Annotated in this window: 17 protein-coding genes and 2 pseudogenes; 5 read left to right on the forward strand and 14 right to left on the reverse strand. The window is 60.9% G+C overall.

Annotation, left to right across the window (positions count from 1 at the left end; genetic code table 11):
• Positions 1-21 precede the first annotated feature (21 nt).
• From dsbG to ACMXYH_RS09375, 4 genes are all read right to left on the reverse strand, one after another.
• On the reverse strand, positions 22-792 hold the full coding sequence (dsbG, locus tag ACMXYH_RS09360; protein WP_129437271.1) for a thiol:disulfide interchange protein DsbG: 771 nt from the start codon (positions 790-792) through the stop codon (positions 22-24).
• Positions 768-1,634, reverse strand: a complete 867-nt coding sequence (locus ACMXYH_RS09365) for a prolipoprotein diacylglyceryl transferase family protein (protein WP_415766907.1) — start codon at positions 1,632-1,634, stop codon at positions 768-770. The genes dsbG and ACMXYH_RS09365 overlap by 25 nt, the downstream gene beginning before the upstream one ends.
• The gene (gene dsbD, locus ACMXYH_RS09370; RefSeq protein ID WP_134419176.1) at positions 1,634-3,376 is read right to left on the reverse strand and encodes a protein-disulfide reductase DsbD; all 1,743 of its coding nucleotides are present in this window, start codon (positions 3,374-3,376) and stop codon (positions 1,634-1,636) included. Before dsbD ends, ACMXYH_RS09365 begins: the two co-directional genes overlap by 1 nt.
• Before the next feature lie 109 nt (positions 3,377-3,485).
• Entirely contained in the window at positions 3,486-4,427 is a 942-nt protein-coding gene (locus ACMXYH_RS09375) for a tetratricopeptide repeat protein (RefSeq protein WP_415766908.1), read from the reverse strand.
• Positions 4,428-4,637: 210 nt separating this feature from the next.
• Between ACMXYH_RS09375 and ACMXYH_RS09380 the strand changes: the two genes are divergently transcribed.
• From ACMXYH_RS09380 to ACMXYH_RS09400, 5 genes are all read left to right on the forward strand, one after another.
• Positions 4,638-5,321: a response regulator gene (locus ACMXYH_RS09380; RefSeq protein ID WP_134419178.1), complete on the forward strand. Its 684-nt coding sequence runs from the start codon at positions 4,638-4,640 to the stop codon at positions 5,319-5,321.
• The gene (locus ACMXYH_RS09385; protein WP_134419179.1) at positions 5,318-6,643 is read left to right on the forward strand and encodes an ATP-binding protein; all 1,326 of its coding nucleotides are present in this window, start codon (positions 5,318-5,320) and stop codon (positions 6,641-6,643) included. The genes ACMXYH_RS09380 and ACMXYH_RS09385 overlap by 4 nt, the downstream gene beginning before the upstream one ends.
• 238 nt (positions 6,644-6,881) lie before the next feature.
• Complete coding sequence (locus tag ACMXYH_RS09390; RefSeq protein WP_134419180.1) at positions 6,882-7,367, forward strand: GNAT family N-acetyltransferase; 486 nt, start codon at positions 6,882-6,884, stop codon at positions 7,365-7,367.
• A gap of 77 nt (positions 7,368-7,444) precedes the next feature.
• On the forward strand, positions 7,445-8,857 hold the full coding sequence (locus ACMXYH_RS09395; protein ID WP_415766909.1) for an aspartate aminotransferase family protein: 1,413 nt from the start codon (positions 7,445-7,447) through the stop codon (positions 8,855-8,857).
• An 81-nt stretch (positions 8,858-8,938) separates the two neighbouring features.
• A complete protein-coding gene (locus tag ACMXYH_RS09400) occupies positions 8,939-9,166 on the forward strand; it encodes an MbtH family protein (RefSeq protein WP_134419182.1) in 228 nt (75 codons plus the stop codon).
• 186 nt (positions 9,167-9,352) lie between these two features.
• On the opposite strand, the pseudogene ACMXYH_RS09405 reads toward ACMXYH_RS09400, so the two are convergent.
• The 10 genes and pseudogenes from ACMXYH_RS09405 to ACMXYH_RS09450 form a co-directional block, all read right to left on the reverse strand.
• A pseudogene (locus ACMXYH_RS09405) lies at positions 9,353-10,269 on the reverse strand (metal ABC transporter substrate-binding protein).
• The gene (locus ACMXYH_RS09410; protein WP_415766910.1) at positions 10,270-11,169 is read right to left on the reverse strand and encodes a metal ABC transporter permease; all 900 of its coding nucleotides are present in this window, start codon (positions 11,167-11,169) and stop codon (positions 10,270-10,272) included.
• Entirely contained in the window at positions 11,169-11,942 is a 774-nt protein-coding gene (locus ACMXYH_RS09415) for a metal ABC transporter ATP-binding protein (RefSeq protein ID WP_371927059.1), read from the reverse strand. The genes ACMXYH_RS09410 and ACMXYH_RS09415 overlap by 1 nt, the downstream gene beginning before the upstream one ends.
• Positions 11,943-12,043: 101 nt before the next feature.
• Positions 12,044-12,970, reverse strand: a complete 927-nt coding sequence (locus tag ACMXYH_RS09420; protein WP_415766911.1) for a metal ABC transporter substrate-binding protein — start codon at positions 12,968-12,970, stop codon at positions 12,044-12,046.
• Between the two features lie 35 nt (positions 12,971-13,005).
• Positions 13,006-13,578: pseudogene (locus tag ACMXYH_RS09425) on the reverse strand (DUF6162 family protein).
• The gene (locus tag ACMXYH_RS09430) at positions 13,575-13,904 is read right to left on the reverse strand and encodes a hypothetical protein (RefSeq protein ID WP_415766912.1); all 330 of its coding nucleotides are present in this window, start codon (positions 13,902-13,904) and stop codon (positions 13,575-13,577) included. The pseudogene ACMXYH_RS09425 and the gene ACMXYH_RS09430 overlap by 4 nt, the downstream one beginning before the upstream one ends.
• On the reverse strand, positions 13,901-14,443 hold the full coding sequence (locus tag ACMXYH_RS09435) for a thiamine pyrophosphate-binding protein (RefSeq protein ID WP_415766913.1): 543 nt from the start codon (positions 14,441-14,443) through the stop codon (positions 13,901-13,903). Before ACMXYH_RS09435 ends, ACMXYH_RS09430 begins: the two co-directional genes overlap by 4 nt.
• On the reverse strand, positions 14,440-15,639 hold the full coding sequence (locus tag ACMXYH_RS09440) for a PepSY-associated TM helix domain-containing protein (protein ID WP_415766914.1): 1,200 nt from the start codon (positions 15,637-15,639) through the stop codon (positions 14,440-14,442). The genes ACMXYH_RS09435 and ACMXYH_RS09440 overlap by 4 nt, the downstream gene beginning before the upstream one ends.
• Before the next feature lie 286 nt (positions 15,640-15,925).
• Positions 15,926-16,801 carry an alpha/beta fold hydrolase gene (locus tag ACMXYH_RS09445; RefSeq protein ID WP_415766915.1) on the reverse strand — a complete coding sequence of 292 codons (876 nt, stop codon included), beginning with the start codon at positions 16,799-16,801 and terminating at the stop codon, positions 15,926-15,928.
• 242 nt (positions 16,802-17,043) lie between these two features.
• Entirely contained in the window at positions 17,044-17,502 is a 459-nt protein-coding gene (locus ACMXYH_RS09450) for a VOC family protein (RefSeq protein WP_415766916.1), read from the reverse strand.
• Between the last annotated feature and the right edge of the window lie 13 nt (positions 17,503-17,515).

The raw sequence follows: 17,515 nt of genomic DNA on the forward strand, positions 1-17,515 counted from the left end.
CCAACGCCCTATCAGAAAGAACTACTTCGGTCCGAGAATTTGCACCAACTTGTCCGGCGAAGGCGCGCCTTGCTGTTGTTGCAACTCGCCCTTGTCGTCCATGTAGAAAATCGCCGGGGTGGCCTGCAGCTCCAGGTCTTCCATCAACTGCATGTTGGCCGCCAGCTTCGCCTGAATCGCCGGGGGCACGTTTTTCAGGGCTTTTAGCGAGCTGTTCTTGCCAGACTTCTCATGGTCTTCCAGGGCTTTCTGCGGATCCTTGGCGGCCAGCAGCGCAGCCGATTTCCCCGGACTGTCTTCGCGAATGATGCCGACCATGATGTGCCGCAGCTGCACCTTGCCCGACTTGACCCATGGCCGCGCCTGCTCCCAGAACATGTTGCAGTAAGGGCAATTCGGATCGCTGAACAGGTACACGATCCGCGGCGCATCTTTCTTCCCGTCGCCGATCCAGTTGCTGGTTTCCAGCTTGCCCCAGACTTCCTTGGCCATCGGCGCGTAAACCAGCTTCTGCAGCGGCGCGCTGCTCAGGTCGTTGCCGTCTGCGTCGTACAGATTGCCGAGCAACACATGTTTGCCATCCGGCGTCAGGTACAGCGCCATGCCACGGTTCTGGTACTGCGCGGCATAACCACGCAAGCCATCGGGTGCGTCGAATTGGCCGACGATTTTCGCGCCCTTGGCTTCGATTTTCTTGATCGCTTCGGGCAATTCTTCGGCGGCCTGCACTAACGGTAAATGGAGCAGGGCAGCGCCCAGGGTCAACGTCAGCAGGTGGCGGAGGCGGGGCATGGCAATTTCCTTGAAGAGGTGGCCGGTGCGGCAGGATTCGGGGTGTCGAAGTTTTCCAGGGCGCGGGCCAGGCTGGCTTCCGACAGCTCACCCAGGTGGCTGCCCAGCAGGCGACCGTCGGGACTATAGAACAGCGTAGTCGGCAACGCCATGGAGCCGACGGCCTGGCCCAATCGGCCACTGCCGTCAAACAGCACGTTGGACAGGCTCAGGCCCTGGGTTTCCAGAAAAGTACTGACGCTTTGCATGCTTTCAGCCTGGTTGACGAACAGGAACGTCAGGTCCGGGCGGTGTTGCTGGGCGTTTTCCAGCACCGGCATTTCCCGACGGCATGGCGGACACCAGGTGGCCCAGAGATTGATCACCAACGGGCCGCCCTTGTAATCGGCCAGCTGCACGGTTTCGCCGGCGGCATTGCGCAGGGTGATTTCCGGCAGGCGTGTGCCTTGTTCGTAGAGGGTCAGTGAGAAGGTCGCCAGCAACCAGAACGCCAGGCCGCTGGCCACGCCAAAGCCCAACGGCCGGCGCAAGCCCGGGCGACGCCAGCCTCGATACAACGCGGCAAGCAGCAGCACGATCACACCCGGCCAGGCGAGGAAACCGCCGTCGCGCAGGTCGATGATCTGCCATGGGTCATCGCGATAGTGCGCCCAGTAAACGGCCACGAACCCGACCCGGGCGGCCAGCATACCCAGCAGGAACAGACTGAACAGCACCGACTCTGGATTCTCGCCGCCGCGCTTGGCCACCCGCCAGCCGATGAAGGTCGCCAGCGCCAGGGCGCTGATCAGCAGCAGGTGATTAAGCGCGATGGCAAAAGTGCCGAGGGTAAAGGTCAGCATTAACGAGCGTCTCGGGTGGTGGTCCAGCGTTGCAGGAAGGTGCCGGCATCGACCTCGCCGGTGATGCGCTGGCTGCGACGCTCGATGCCGTCGGCGCCGATCCACAGCAGGCTCGGTGGCCCCGGCACTTTATAACGGCCCAGCAGTTCGCGGCTGGCGGCATTGTCGGCGGTGACGTCCAGCCGTAGCAAGCGCACATCGCTCAAGGCTTGCAGTACATGGGCTTTGCCGAACACCTGTTTTTCCATGACCTTGCACGACACGCACCAGTCGGCGTAGTAGTCCAGCAGCACCCACTGGCCTTGAGCCTGGGCCGCGTCGAGCTCCCGTTGCAGAGCTGCCGGGTCCTTGATCGTGGTGAATGCGTCGTGGCCGACCGGGTTTGCGGCGCTGCTCGAGTTTGAAGCGCTGTAGACCTGCAATGGCTTCAACAGGTCGTCGCCGCCGCCAGCGGCACCGATCATCAGCAGGCTGCCCCACACACCCAGCAAGAGTGAGCTGGCGCCGAACACATGGGCGACGCGACCGAAACCTTCCGACTGCTTCCAGGCGCTGTATGCGGCAATCAGCAGCAAGGCACCGCACAAACCAATCCACAGTGATTCGTCCAGCACCGGACGCAGCATCAGCAACGCGGTAGCGAGGAACAGGAAGCCGAATACGCCCTTGAGCAGGTTCATCCAGGCACCGGGTTTGGGCAGGAAGCGATTGCCGACGGTGACCAACAACAGCAGCGGCACACCGATGCCGATGCCCATGGCGAACAGAATCAGCCCGCCATGCAGCGCATTGCCGCTTTGCGCGATGTAGAGGAGGGCGCCCGCCAGCGGTGCCGTCATGCACGGACCCACCAGCAAACCGGACAAGGCGCCCAACACACCGGCACCGAACAGGCTGCCGCCGCGTTGATTGCGCGAGACATTTTCCAATCGATCACGCACGGCCACTGGCAGTTGCAACTCGAAGAAGCCGAACATCGGCAACGCCAGCAACACAAATACGGTAGCGAAACTGCCCAGCAACCAAGGGTTCTGTAACAACGCCTGCAGATTCGCCCCGAGCAGCGCGGCCAGAACGCCCATCGCCGCATACACCAGCGCCATACTCACGACGTAGCTGGTCGCCAGCGCGAAGCCGCGTTTGGGCGTGGCGCCACTGCCGACGATCAAACCGGCGAGAATCGGCAGCATCGGCAGCGAGCAAGGGGTGAAGGCCAGTAGCAGCCCAAGGCCGAAGAACACCAGCAGGCTCCAGCCCAGCGCCCGCTGCTGCAGATCACTGGCCAGGGCCTGGTCCGGCGCTTCGCTTGCGGCGGCCAAGGTAGTGGCGTTTGCGAGATCAACGACCTGGGTTTGTGGCGGATAACACAGGCCAGCATCGGCGCAGCCCTGGAAACCTACCTTGATCCGGCCGGAGGCACCCGCCGGGATCTTCAGCTCCAGCCCTTGGCGATAAACCTGTTGCGCGCCGAAAAACTCGTCGCTGTGCGCTTCACCTTCCGGCAAGACAGGTTGCTGTTCCGGGGGTAAACCATCGAATTTCAGGCGTTTTTGATACAGGTAATAACCGTCGGCGATCTGCCAGAACAGTTGGGTTTCCCCGGAAGCGAGACGCTCAGACGTAAAACTGAAGGCTTTGCTGACGGGAAGAAAGTCGGGCTTGGTTTCAAACGGATTACTGCCAGCCTGGGCCTGACCCAGGCTGGCAAACAACGTTAATAGCAATAGAAGAACGTAACGCATCGACAACGCCTTGAGGTTTACACACTTCGCCCAAGATGATGGCCAGCGATTAACCGGGGGTTAACGCAAGACGTCGATGGCCGTCTTCGGTGATTGGCGCCCGGCGGGATCAGGCAATGTCGCTATAGGTCAGCCTGAATTCGGACATCGGGGGATGAGTCGTTTTCCATTGCTGCGCGAAGGCTTTGGCGGCAGTTACTTGATCAGTCGTCATCTCCTCGGCGATATCGTCAAGGTATTGTCTGGCGCTATCGTGTCGAGACAGCTCTTTGGTGGTTTCGACGACCAGCCAGATCAACCCATAGCCTTTGACCAGATCCTTCGTGAAGCCATATTCGTTATCGACACCGCTGTCATCTTGATAGAAACCGCTGAGTGCGAAACCGTAATTCAGTACGCCGTTCACGTCATTGAGCTGTGCGCGTTTTTCCAGCCATTGGCGCCTCAGAGGAAGATCCTGGTTGATCGGGGTACGGTTGGTGTACCAGTGGACCGCTTTCGAAAAACCGGCGTCGGCGGCTTTTTTCAGCAGCGCATCGATGGTGGATCGACGTTGCTCACTGTCGGCAATGAGCGTTGCGTCCTGGTCGTACTTGACCGCGAGAATGTACTGGCCCTCCAGGGAGCCGGCATCCGCAGCTTTTTTCAATGTTTCAATGTTCTGGTCCAGCTCGTACAACTCAAGCATGGCTTGAGCGGCATCGGCCTGGGCCAGTTCCTTTGCTTTCTTGAGCGAGGCTTCGTCCCCCAGTCGCATCAGGGCATAAACATGATTCTGGGCACCAGCGAGTCGATACCAGTCTTTTGCTTCGTCGGTGATGCTGCCCGCCTGACGCCTTGTCACCTCCCCCAATGCATATTGCGACGCACGGTCTCCCGCGACGGCGGCAACCGTCAGATAAGGCTTCGCCTGGATGAATTCGCCCAGGTTGTACAGGGCCAGGCCCTTGGTTATCGCTTCTTTTGGCTGATCGTTGCCTTGGGTTGCCAGCGCGCTCAGGGCGTCAAACAGATTGAACAGAATCGTTAAAGCACTTGCATGGGAATACATGATGGATACCTGTATTGAGTCGAGTTGAATTTAAGTACTACCCGACACAGGCTATTGAGAAGGGGGCGCACGGGTGCGGTATATATGTATTGCGTTGAATTGATCCCTGTGACGTGAATGCAAGCCCTGCTTCTCGTCAGCCGAAGCCCTTGCCATAATTGCGACTTAATCCTCACCTGTTTGACTAGGGTCTTTGCTCATGGAGTTCCCATGCACGTACTGGTTTGCGAAGACGATGAGCTGATTGCCAGCGGTATCGTTGCCGGCCTCACCGCACAGGGCCTGACCGTGGAGCATGTCGCCACCGCGTCGGCGGCCCGGGCGATGCTCAAGGTCGCCGAATTCGATGTGATGGTGCTCGACCTCGGTCTACCCGATGAAGACGGTTTGAAGCTGCTGCAGCAGTTGCGACACAGCGGTCTGGAAATCCCGGTGTTGATCCTCACCGCCCGGGATTCGGTCACCGACCGCGTCGACGGCTTGCAAGCCGGTGCTGACGATTACTTGCTCAAGCCTTTCGACTTGCGTGAGCTGGCGGCGCGCCTGCATACCCTGTTGCGACGGGTGGCGGGGCGCAGCGTCAACCTGATCGAACACGGTCGCCTGACTTACGACCCGAGCAGCCGCGAAACCATGCTTGGCGGCCAGCCGGTGGACCTTTCCCGTCGTGAGCAGTCGCTGTTGCAGGCCTTGCTGCATAATCGGGGCCGGGTGCTGTCGACCGAGCAACTGAAAGACAGCGTTTATGGTTTTAACGATGAGCTTGAAAGCAACGCTCTCAATGTGCATATCCATCACCTGCGGCGCAAACTCGGCAATGGCATTGTCGAGACGGTGCGCGGCCTGGGCTATCGCCTGGGGCCGGCCGATGGCGCAGAGGTATTGAAAAAGTGATGAGCCTGCGTTTGCGCCTGAGCCTGACACTCGGCGCCGCTTTTGCCCTGATCTGGGCCCTGGCAGCGGCCTGGATGCTCAGCGACCTGCGCAATCAGATGATGTTTTCCCTCGACCAGCGGCTGGTGGCCTCGGCACGCATGGTCGCCGGCTTGATGGAGCAATTGCCGCCATTGCCGAGCAAGGGCGAGGGCACCCATTTCAGCGCTGAACAACTGAACCTCCCCGGCGGCATGGCCTGCCAGGTCAGTTCATTGCGCGGCGAAATCCTCGCCCGCAGTCACACCGATCCGCAACAAACCCTCGAAGCCGAGAAAATGGGCTTTCACGACCAGATGATCGATGGCGCGCCGTGGCGCAGTTTCACCCTGGCCCGCGGCGACGTGCGCATCACCACCGCTGATCGGCAGATCGAGCGGGAGGCGCTGAACATGTCGATCCTGCTGGCGGCTTCGGTGCCGGTGGGCGTGGCCTTGCTCGGCTGCCTGTGCCTGCTCTGGCTGGGGGTCGGCCAGGGGCTGGCGCCGCTCAACCGCATGCGCGATGCCTTGATGCGCCGCAGTGCCGATTCTCTCGAACCCTTGCAAATCCAGCCGCTGCCCAGCGAACTGCAACCGTTGCTGGACACCCAGAATCAGTTGTTCCAGCGCATCGGCAAGACCATCGAACGGGAACGCCGTCTGACCGGTGACGCTGCCCATGAATTGCGCAGCCCACTAACAGCGATCAAGACCCACCTGCAAGTGGCGCGCATGACTGACGGCGCGGCCCGGGATCAATCCCTGGCCCGGGCCGAAGAGGGCGCCGATCGCCTGCACCGGACCCTTGAACAATTGCTGTTGCTCGCGAGGGTCGAGGGCAGTCTGTCGTTCGATGATGGCGTGCAATGCAGCGCCGAGCAGGTGGCGAAACTGGCGATTCAGGACGCCGCCAGTGGTGATCGTCAGCGGATCAAATTTCAGATGCCGAGCAAATTCTCCGCTGCACCGGTGCAAATGCCAGCAGTTTTGTCGATTGCGGCGTTGCGCAACCTGCTGGACAACGCACTGCGTCATACCCCTGGCGAAGGGGCGGTGGAGCTGAGCCTGGAAACCACTGGCAGTCGTGTGCACTTTTTGGTTCGCGACCACGGCCCGGGGATTGCCGAAGACGATCTGCAACACCTGACCCAACGCTTCTGGCGCAACGGGCAGAGCACCGGTTGCGGCCTGGGTCTGGCGATTGTTCAGGCGATCGTCCAGCGCTGCGGTTGCACCCTGCATTTCGACAGTCGACCGGACGGGTTGCGAGTCGAACTGACCATGCCGTTGCAACCCATCTAACAAGCACCACGAACCTTGGAGTTGTCGAGTGAAACGAGGCTGCGATCTTTTGATCTTTTCTCCGGATTCACTCGAGTATCAAAAGCAAAATCAAAAGATCGCAGCCTCGTTTCACTCGACAGCTCCTACAGAGGTTTTGTGTTGCACACCAAATGTAACGTCTCTCCATTAGCCATCCACTCGCCACAACGCTATCGTCCCCGGCAGCTTTTTCTCAATGGATTGAGGTAACAGCGCCATGGATGCCCCCCTACACATTTGCAAGGCAACCCCCGCCGACGCCGGCATCATCAGCCGGATCGTCGAGCGCTCCATCCGCGTCGGTTGCGCGCTCGACCATCGCAACGATCCGCTAACGGTCGCCACCTGGACCCACAACAAAACCATCGAACACGTGCAGCCCTGGTTGGCCGACGAACGGTTGTACCTGAACATCGCCCTGTTGCACGACAAACCGGTCGGCGTCGCGATGGCTGCGATCAGCGGGAAGGTCGCGTTCTGTTACGTGCAGCCGGAATGGTTTCGGCGTGGGGCCGGGCAAGCGCTGGTGCGCGACCTCGAAGGCTGGTTGACCGATCGGGGGTTGCGTCAAGCCCGACTCAATAGCACCCGCACCAGCGAAGCGTTTTACCGTCATCTGGGTTACCAGCCTTGCGCTGAAACCTTCACGGTGGCGGGGCTCCACGCCATCCCCATGCACAAAGCGCTGACACCCCCCTCATAGAAAGCTGATCGAGGGTCTAAATCCTCGGCGCCCTGATGCGTTTCCAGAACAGGAAAACCTTATTGAGGGGTCGAGAGATGTCAGTCGCTACCAGCCTTATGGAAGATCAGTCGGCCCGGATCACTCCGGCGCCGACCGAGACGCTTTATCAGTTCAACGAATCGCCGCTGCTGGCCCGTCAAAACCAGCAGGAATCGAATGCCCGCAGCTATCCGCGACGCATTCCCCTGGCCCTCAAGCGTGCCAAGGGCATTTATGTCGAAGACGTCGAAGGCCGCCGTTTCATCGACTGCCTGGCCGGCGCAGGGACGTTGGCCCTTGGGCACAACCATCCGGTGGTGATCGAAGCGATCCAGCAAGTGCTGACGGATGAACTGCCGCTGCACACCCTCGACCTGACCACCCCGGTCAAGGATCAGTTCGTTCAGGACCTGTTCAGTCTGCTGCCGCTGGCTTTGGCCGCTGAAGCCAAGATCCAGTTCTGTGGCCCGACCGGCACCGACGCGGTGGAAGCCGCGCTGAAACTGGTGCGCACCGCCACCGGACGCAGCACCGTGTTGTCGTTCCAGGGCGGTTATCACGGCATGAGCCAAGGCGCGCTGAGCCTGATGGGCAGTCTGGGGCCGAAAAAACCCTTGGGCGCCTTGCTCAGCAACGGCGTGCAGTTCATGCCATATCCCTACGATTACCGCTGCCCGTTCGGGCTCGGCGGCGCGCAAGGTGTGAAGGTTAATCTCAACTACCTGGAAAACCTGCTCAATGATCCAGAGGCCGGTGTGCAATTGCCGGCCGCGGTGATCGTTGAAGCGGTGCAGGGCGAGGGCGGGGTGATCCCGGCCGATCTTGATTGGTTGCGCGGCCTGCGGCGGATTACCGAAAAGGCCGGTGTCGCGCTGATCGTCGACGAGATTCAGAGCGGTTTTGCCCGCACCGGCAAGATGTTCGCCTTCGAACACGCCGGGATCATTCCCGACGTGGTGGTCATGTCCAAAGCCATCGGTGGCAGTTTGCCGTTGGCCGTGGTGGTCTATCGCGACTGGCTCGACACCTGGCTGCCGGGCGCCCATGCCGGGACCTTCCGCGGCAATCAGATGGCCATGGCCGCAGGTTCTGCGGTGATGCGTTACCTGACCGAACACAAGGTCTGCGAGCATGCCGCTGCCATGGGCGAACGCTTGAGCGAACACCTGCGCATCCTGCAACGGGACTTCCCGCAACTAGGTGATATCCGGGGGCGCGGCTTGATGCTCGGCGTCGAACTGGTCGATCCGACTGGCGAGCTGGATGCGCTGGGTCATCCGCCGATCTTCGGTCGTCTGGCGCCGCTGGTGCAGCGTGAATGCCTCAAGCGCGGCTTGATCCTCGAACTGGGCGGGCGTCATGGCGGCGTGGTGCGCTTCCTGCCGCCGCTGGTGATCACTGCCGCGGAAATCGATCGGGTGGCCGAGATTTTCGGCCGAGCCATGGCCGCTGCCACCGCCAGCCTCTAAATTTTTCAGCGCCTCTAACGTTCCTTCTACATAACGGCTGCGCACGCAGTGCAGCCCACCCTACAGCGATGGAGAAACACCATGACTTCAGTATTCGACCGCGAGGACATCCTCTTTCAGGTCGTGGTCAACCACGAAGAGCAGTACTCGATCTGGCCCGACTACAAAGCCGTGCCTGCAGGTTGGCGCACCGTGGGCAAGAGCGGCCTGAAAAAGGAATGCCTGGCTTACATTGAAGAAACCTGGACTGACATGCGTCCACTGAGCTTGCGCCAGAAGATGGAAGAGCAGGCGGCTTTGGCTCACTGAGTCACCGCGCAAAAAGAAGCCCGCTGAACCGGTAAGGTCAGCGGGCTTTTTCATATCTGGAATGTGTGTTGCTTGTGAGGCCGCCTTCGCGAGCAAGCCCGCTCCCACATTGGATCTGTGTCGCGCCACAAATCCAATGTGGGAGCGGGCTTGCTCGCGAAGAACGATAACGCGGTCCAACTGACGTTACGCCCCGCTCAACCCCTTGATCACCAAATCCACATTCCCCTCGAGCTCGGCCACCGGATCCGCCGCATCGACACTCAACACCACCAACCGACTTCCAGCCTCGACAATCACCGCTTTCACCGCATCCGACGGCTGTCGGTGATGCAGCACCACCGCCACATCATTGTCCTTGAGCGTCGCGCCCAATTGCTTGAGCGCTTCAGGTGTCCACTCGGCGTCCGGCCGCGCATCGAGGCCAATCAGCTCCAGGTTGAGGCCGCCGATCAGATAGCCAAAGTGATCGCTCAGGCTCATCACGCTGAGGTTATCGGTACTGGCCAACCGCGCTTCGCTGTCAGCGCTGAGCTTGAGCAAGCGCTGTTTGAGCGTCGCCAGGTTAGCCTCGATCTTCGGCTTTGCCTCGGGCGCCAGGCGCACCAGGTCCGCCGCCATAACGTCCGCCATCCGCCCCATATTGTTGCTGGAAAACCACGGCTGACTGTTCAACCCATCAACTTTGTTGCCGGGTTGCACGGCGATGCCGGGCAGGGCGCCGTCCACCGGGCGGGCGGCGTCGATTTCAATGATGCGGATGTTGCTACGCCGGGAGATCGGATACAGCGGATCATCCGCCCACAACGAGCGCAGGCCGATCACCGCATCGGCGTCGGTCGCCAGTTTGGCCAGCGCCGGAGCGCCACGACCCGTGAAGTACGCGGTCTGACGGGGCTACCGGGCAGGTTCGCCGGCGCGGCACGTTCAAGATTGACGTCGGTGCCTTTGAGCAAGACTTCACCCAGACCATAAGTGATCGGCAAGGACGCCAGCACGCGCAGCGGTTTGACGCTGTCAGCTGCAAAGGTTGTGTTGACCAGCCCGCACAGGGGCAATGTGAAGGTCAATGCCAGGGTCAATTGACGCAAAGTAAAAAACATTTATCCGAGATTCCCTTTCAGGCTGGGGACAACGCCACGCGCAATGGCGGCGAGAGCGAAGGCGATACCGGCCACCAGAATGATCGCGGCGCCGGACGGGATAGGCAGGTCGAAGACAATCGGCGCAAGGATCCCGCACAGCGTGCTGACCGTGGCGATCAGCACCGAGCACCAGAAGAAGCCCTTCAGCGACTGACTCAGCAATCGCGCAGCTGCAGCTGGAATCACCAGCAGAGCACCGACCAGAATCGCGCCGATGACTTTCACCGCCGCCACGGTGATCAGCGTCACCAGAATCACAAACAGATAATCCAGGGTCTTCACCGCCACACCACGCACCGCCGCCAGTTGCGGATTGAAACTGGCCAGCATGATGCGGTTGTACAACGGCAAGGCCAGCGCCATGACCAGCGAACCGACGATGGCCAGCACCAGCAGGTCATTGCCGTTGACGGTCAGTACCGAACCGAACAGTACGTTTTCGAGGATGTGTACGTTGATCTTGCCCGCCAGAATCAGCAGCAGACTGGCACCCAGCGCCAACGACACCGACAGAAACACACCGATCAACGTATCCGGCGCCAGACCCGTGCGGTTACGCAGGTAGTTCAGCAAGATGCCGAACAACAAGCAGTAGCCGAACAGACTGCCATAAGGCCTGGTGTAAGGTTCGCCCAGCAGAATACCGATGGCCACGCCGGTCAGCGCCGCGTGGCCTACCGCTTCGGAGAAAAACGCGAAGCGCTTGACCACCACCAACGTACCCAAACCGCCCAACACCGGGCCGATCAGCAAGCCGGCGAGCAGCGCGTTGACCACAAATCCATAGGCCAGCGCCTCGGGCAAGTAACCCGACGAGGCCCAACCCTGGATCATCAAACGAAAGGCTTCGTAACTCATCAGGCAGCGCTCCGTGGATGGGTCGAGAACAGGGTCAGCAGGCGTTCCGGGGTCAGCGCCTGTTTCGGTGTGGCATCGAACAGTACCCGGCGATTGAGCCCGGTGACCCGATCCGCCAGACGTCCAACCGCTTCCAGATCATGCTCGATCCACAGCACGGTGATGCCGCTCTGGCGCCAGTCGCCGAGCAGCCGTTCGAACACCTGAATACCGGCCTCGTCGAGCGCCGACATCGGTTCGTCGAGCACAAGCAACTGCGGCGCCGGAATCAGTCCCTGAGCCAGCAACACCCGCTGGCGCTCACCGCCGGACAACGCACCCATGCGCCGCTTCCGTTTGTCCTGCATACCGACCCGTTGCAGGGCATCGCCAATCGCGGCGGCGTAGTGCTTGCTCAACCCGAGAAACGCCGGGCGCCGCTGGCACATCGCGGCCATGAAATCGTCGACGGTCATCGGCAAACCTCGATCGAATTCCAGGGCTTGGGGTACGTAGCCGATGGTTCCAGGTGTGCCGGGCCATTGCAGACTCAGGCGACCCTGATGCGGCATCTGTCCGAGCAAGGTTTTGATCAGCGAGCTTTTGCCGCCACCGTTGGGGCCGACCAGTGCATGCACGCTGCCGGGCTGGACCTGGAACGTGACGTTGTCGAGGATCGTCGTGCGCCCGAGGGTCAAACTGACCTCCGCAAAATCCAGCGTCGGCCCGGAAACCTGTGGGAGCGGCGGTGCGACGATTCGACTTGCTCGCGAAGAGGGAGTGTCAGTCGACATCAATGTTGACTGACCCACCGCTTTCGCGAGCAAGCCCGCTCCCACAGGGGATTCGGGGGCGGTCGGGGTGGGGGTCTGTGCACAGATGGTTTCTTTAGCCGTCATTGGCCGGACTCCTGAATCGCCCGGACCACGGTGTTGAGGTTGCCGGTCATTTCCTTTTCGTACTTGTCGGCGGTGTACTCGCCATAGGAAATGTGCGACAGCGGGTACAGCTTCACCCCGGATTCACGCTGGATGGTCTCGACGTAGGTGGACGGGAAATCCATCTCCGAGAAGATCACTTTCACGTCCAGATCCCGCAGTTGATCGATGGTTTTTTTCAACTGGCTCGGGCTCGGTTCGATGCCGTGGGCCGGTTCGACCACGGCGGTCACTTCCAGGCCAAACTCGCGCAGCAAATAGTCGTAAGCCGCGTGAACCGTGGCCACTCGCAGTTCTGCGTTCGGCGCCTGGGTCAGTTTCGCCAGGGCGTCGGCGCGCATCTGTCGCAGGCGTTTGCCATAGGCGCGGGCGTTCTGTGTGTAGGTCTTGGCGTTGGCCGGGTCGAGCTTGCCCAGTTCCCGGGCGATGTTGTTGACCTGGGCAATCGAGGCGCTGATCGACAGGAACGTGTGCGGGTTCACGACCTTGCCGGAACCGCGAGCGGCGACGCCGGTGGCTGCCAGCAACGGCACGTTTTCGTTGGCTTCGATCACCGGGATGTTCGGGGTTTCGCTGGCGGCGATCATGCGGTCGGCGAAGTCGTCATGGCCGACACCGTTGAGCACGACTACGTCCAGACCGCTGATGCGCTTGATGTCTTCGGCGCGGGGCTCGTAGGCGTGGGGGTTGAAACCGGCCGGAATCAGCGGCACCACTTCGGCTTTGTCACCGACGATGTTCGCCACGTAGCTGTAATAAGGGTGCAGGGTGATGCCGATGCGCAGACGCTTGGCCGCGTCGGCATTGGCCAGCGGGGTCAGCAGACAAGCCAGTAAGCCGACCAACATCAGGCGCAAGAAAGAACGTTGAGATGAAATAGGCATGGGAAAGCGGTCTTCTCTCGGGTGAAGGCGAGGGTTCAGTGCCGGTGCTGGCGGGTCACGCCGGCATCGAATTGCGCGACGATCTGCTGCCAGCCAGCGCTTTCCAGCGCGGCGTCGGTGAGGTCGGTCGGGGCCGCGAGGGCTTTGCCGCGGTTGAGCCAGACGTCCGGAGCATCGCCGTCAGCGGTCAAGCGCATCAGAAACGAACCCGCCACGGTGGGCGTCTGGGTCTGGCCGAAATAAGCCTTGGCGTCGAGCAATTACCAGGCATGACCGCCACGGCTGACGGAACTGGCGTCCTGGGCGAACGGCGCAAAACCTTCATCGGCGAGGGCGGCGGGGGCGGGTAGCGCCAGTTGCTCCTGGCGCAGCAGGTGAATTTCGTCGAGCGTCACCCGGAGGTCGGCGTAGATGCCTTGCTCGGACGCGCTCAAGTCACGACGGGCATCCAGTTGATGGCTGCCAACGCTGCTGACTTCCTGAGACTCACCGCGCCAGGCGACTACCGAGCCGGCAACCGCGAGGATCATCAGGCACAACAGCAACACATAGAGGGTTTCATGGCCGGCACCGGCCGGGCGGACGATTTGCGTAGTCGGCGTACTCATGGGGCTTCGATGTCCGCTTGGTCAATCTCGACGACGTGACCGGGACCGGCGTCGAACAGCACGTAGAACTCGGCGCCGGGCTTCTTGAAAGTCAGGGTCGAATCGGCGCCGAGCTTGCCCGGCACCAGAATGGTTTCGTCGTAACCGATCACGTCCAGGGTCACCCCCGGCGCGCCACTGCCGTCGGAGAAACCGCCGGTGCATTTGATCTGCTCGGCGTCGAGGGCTTTGCATTCGCACATCGGGTTGTGGGCCAGGGCGCTGGCGCTGAAACCGGCGCAGAGCACCAGCAGCGCGGCGCTCAAAGGACGTAAAGCGTTGATCATGGTTTGCCTCCTTGTTGGTTCAGCCAGGCGAGGGTGGCCGGAGATGCCTGGCTCAGGGGGACGGAGGCCTGATGCATGGCGCCATCCCAGCCTTCCATGGTGATCCACAGTTCGGCGTCGGCTTTGGTCTTCTCGGGGATCGGCAACATCGCGCCCATGCGGTACGGCGTACCAAAGAAAATCACCCCGGCAGCGCGCAGGCTGCGCGGTTTGCCAATACGCAGGTACGTCGCCTTGACCTGATCGCGGCAGCTGTCGCACAGCGCCGCGTTGAAGCTCTTCATGTAGCCGGCCGGGCCATCGAGGGTCGGGGCGTCGTTGCGCAACTCGGCCAGACGCAGGCTCCAGGGGCCGACCTGAACCTCGCCGATCTCCCGCTCGCCCAGGCCGGTGTCACCGCGAAACAGCGCGGCGTCGGCGAAGTATTTGGGCATGAAGCCCAGCGGCACCAGCAACAGCAGAACGTTGATGTGGAAGCGCCCTTTGTGCCAGAAGCGGCTCAGTTTCGAAGTCGTTTTTTCCGCAGCGAACAGACTCATTGGCTGACCTCCGTGGTTTCACGGCTGTTGGCCGCAGCGGTCTGACTGCGCGGGCGTTTATGGCTGCGCTTGAGGGCATTGGCCGTGGCCAGGGCGGTGCGTTTGGTCCAGATCAACAGGCCGCTGAGGACCATCATGCTCAGGATCAGGCCGAAGAAGAACCAGATCAGCTTGATCCAGATGCCGCCGAAATCCCCGGTGTGCAGCGGACGCATGGACTCGGTCACCAGCTCCAGGCCGGAACGATCCGACAACAGGCGAGTGGCGGCGATGTCGCCGGTGTACGGGTTGATGTCGGCGGTCTGGAACATCAGCGGATACCAACTGCGTCCGCCTACCGACAGATAGCTGTAGGCATTGGCAGGCAGGCTGACGAAGCTGTCGTCCAGTCCGGGAATACGTTCCTTGGCTTCGCGGATCGCCGTCTCCAGGCTGATCATCGGCGCTGGCGAACCGTCGGCAGTCAGCGGGACACTTTCACGCGGGACCACGGCAGCCACCGGCGCGGTGGAAATCGAAATCTGGTTATCGAACATGAACGCCTGAATCAGAAACCAGGTGCTGGTGATGGAAATCACCGCGATGAACCAGATCGACCAGATGCCGCTGAGGCGATGAAAGTCGCCCCAGAAAATTCGTGCGCCATGACGAATGCGCAGGGTCGGTCGGAAGAAGCCTTTCCAGAATTTCTTGTAGACCACCAGTCCGGTGACCAACGAAGCCAGCAGCGGCAAGCTCAGGAATGACACCGGGTACCAGCCCCAGCTGTAACCGTTGGTGAACGGCACGAGCCACCAGCCATGCAGGGCGCGGGTAAACGCCTTGAAATTGAATGGCGGGGCAGTGCCCTGAATGACGCCGCTGTAGGGATTGACGTAAACCGTCACCGAGCGACCGTCGGGATAGCTGACGTCCACGTCGAGGGCGAAGTGCGATTCATCGGGCCGGCTGATGGCCTCAACCAGAGTGTTGGGCTCCGCTTTTTTGATCGCGGCAATGATCTGGTCATAGCTGAGCAGTGGCGCATCGTCCGAGGGTTGGCTGGCGCGCATTTGCGGGTTGGCCAGCCAGACGATTTCCTGGCTGACCACCGCCAGGGTGCCGGTCACGCAGACGATCAGTACGAAAAACCAGATCGGCAATGCCAGCCAGCTATGGACCAGAAACCAGAGTTTTGAACGGGATTTCTTCGACATGATTAAAGGTCTTGTTTCGATGAGAGGGCCGCCGCTAAGGGCTTCCCAGCGATGAGGTCCATGAAAGGCCGGGCCGTGGCTTTTGCCTGCGCGGGCGACTGCATCTAAATAAGACGGATGAGCATCGAAAATCCCGAAGGGGGATATGAAAGAAAATGTTTCGTGATATCGCTTGGCCGGTTTCTGTAGGAGCGTTGTGCACTTGGGCTGATCCAACACGAAACATGTCTTTCTTGGTGGTCATGACAAAACGAACACTGGCGGCATGAGCAGTGGGGCGCGGCGATCAGAGCAGGAAACCCAGCGCTTCGGCGAGCAGCAGCTCGGGGGCTTCTTCGGCGATGTAATGGCCGGCGGGCAGCGCCTTGCCACGCACGTCAGTGGCGACGTGTTGCCATTCCTTGAGCGGCTCGAAACAGCGTCCGACCGTGCCTTCTGCGCCCCATAGCACCAGCAACGGCAGATTCATATGACGGCCAGCGGCGATATCGGCGCGGTCATGCTCCAGATCCGTGCTGGCGCTGGCGCGGTAGTCCTCGCAGATTCCGCGCGCAGTGCCCGACAGTTTCAGGCAGCGCAGGTACTCAGCGAATGCTTCAGGTGTGAACGGTTTGAGCCCGGCGTTGCGACTGCCCATCACGCTGCGCAGATAAGATTCTGGATCAGCTTCAATCAATGTTTCCGGCAACGGTGCCGGGCGGATCAGGAAGAACCAGTGCCAGTAGGCGCGGGCAAAGGCTTCGTTGGTTTGCGCGTACATCGACAGGGTGGGCGCGATGTCGAGCAGCACCATGCGTTGCACGGCAGCGGGATGATCGAGGGCCAGCCGATGGGCAACGCGGGCGCCACGGTCGTGGGCCAGCACCGAGAACTGTTCGAAGCCCAGGGACTTCATCAGCTCTACGCCGTCCTTGGCCATTTCGCGTTTGGAGTAATGGGTGTGGTGATCGGTGGCCGGTGGTTTGCTGCTGTCGCCGTAACCGCGCAGGTCGGCGGCGATGACGGTGAATTGCTCGGCCAGTTGTTCGGCGACTTTGTGCCAGATGACGTGAGTCTGCGGGTGACCGTGCAGCAACAGCAGGCCCGGCCCGTTGCCGCCGATGCGGTAGGCAATGTCCACACCGTTGACGTGGCGCTGGTCTTTCAGGAACCCGGCGAACATGGATGACTCCTTGTAGTAGTTGCCTGCATCCTGAAATCGTTGAGTCCTTATGGCAAGGCGCAAAGCGTGGTGCGCTTGTTCATGAAGTGTGTTGAAGCAGATGTGTGGTGCCTGGGCTGCCGCCTTCGCGAGCAAGCCCGCTCCCACAGTGGGTCGGTGTGGAACACAAACTCTGTGTACACAGCCGATCCCCTGTGGGAGCGGGCTTGCTTGCGAAGAGGCCAGACCAGTCTCTGAAAATCTCAACCTTGCTTAAACAACTCCTTCGCCCGCTGCTCAATCTGCTCCTGAGTCAGATCTTCCTTGCGCGTGGCCAGAAACCATAGATGCCCATAGGGATCCTTCAGGGTCCCCGAGCGGTCGCCATAAAACTGATCCTTGACCTCGGACACCACCGTGCCGCCGGCGGCAATCGCCTGTTTGTACGACTTGTCCACATCGTTCACATACAGGTGCAGACCCACAGACGGCGACTTGTCCGGATTGCTCAGCGGGCCCTGATCGCAAGGTGTGCCGAGCATGATCGGGCAATCGCCGATGCGCAGTTCGGCATGGCCAATGCCGCCATCGGGCATGGACAGACGCATGACTTCGGTGGCACCAAAGGCTTTTTTGTAGAACTCGATGGCTTCGGCTGCTTTTTGAATGCCCAGGTACGGGGTGATGCTGTGATAACCCTCTGGAATGGGTTTGACGCTCATGATGGTTCTCCCT

This window comes from Pseudomonas frigoris, from assembly GCF_047758635.1.
Lineage (GTDB): Bacteria > Pseudomonadota > Gammaproteobacteria > Pseudomonadales > Pseudomonadaceae > Aquipseudomonas > Aquipseudomonas frigoris.